Origin of the sequence: Mesorhizobium sp. M5C.F.Ca.IN.020.32.2.1 (genome assembly GCF_004023105.1) — a bacterium.
GTDB lineage: Bacteria > Pseudomonadota > Alphaproteobacteria > Rhizobiales > Rhizobiaceae > Mesorhizobium > Mesorhizobium wenxiniae.
In genome coordinates this window covers 1-485 of record NZ_RZSX01001646.1, presented here as the reverse complement: position 1 = coordinate 485, position 485 = coordinate 1, and the positions used below count along the sequence as shown (strand labels likewise).

Sequence of the window (485 nt, the reverse complement as noted above, 5' to 3'; positions counted from 1 at the left end):
TTTCCCTTGCCTCCCTCTCTCCCGCTGCTCCGCGCGAGCTCGGGAGCAGGAGCGGGGCTCCTGCCCCTTCGGGCAGGAAACCGCTTCGCGGAGAAAGAAAGGGCTAGACCATGAAACAGACTGCTTACGTACTGGACCCCGAAACCACGATCTTTCGGGCCGTCGAGCTTCCGGCCGGAATCAGCTTCAAACCCATCTATGACCTGATCGGGTGCCGCTTGATCGAGGTCGTGCGCTTTGATGAACGGCATTCCCTGTTCGCTGACGAGGAAGGCTTGCACGACGGCTTAACCGCCTTCACCATCTTTGAAGGATACCCGCAGCCGCTGGCCGGCAAACTCGTTCTCGTCGGCGGTGACGGAAGCGAACCCTACCACTCTCCCCTGATAAGCCTCGAAGACGCTTCGGCGCATTTCAAATGCTGCCGTCCGGTTTTGGACCCGGTGTTTGCCACCAACGACGAGATGACGGCGGGAGGGCTGATC

At 60.4% G+C, this 485-nt stretch carries 1 protein-coding gene; it reads left to right on the top strand.

All coding sequences use genetic code 11. The features are described from left to right. Nucleotides 1-110: 110 nt before the first annotated feature. On the top strand, nt 111-485 hold a 375-nt coding region (locus tag EOA86_RS37940; protein ID WP_128345899.1), incomplete at its 3' end, for a protein psiB.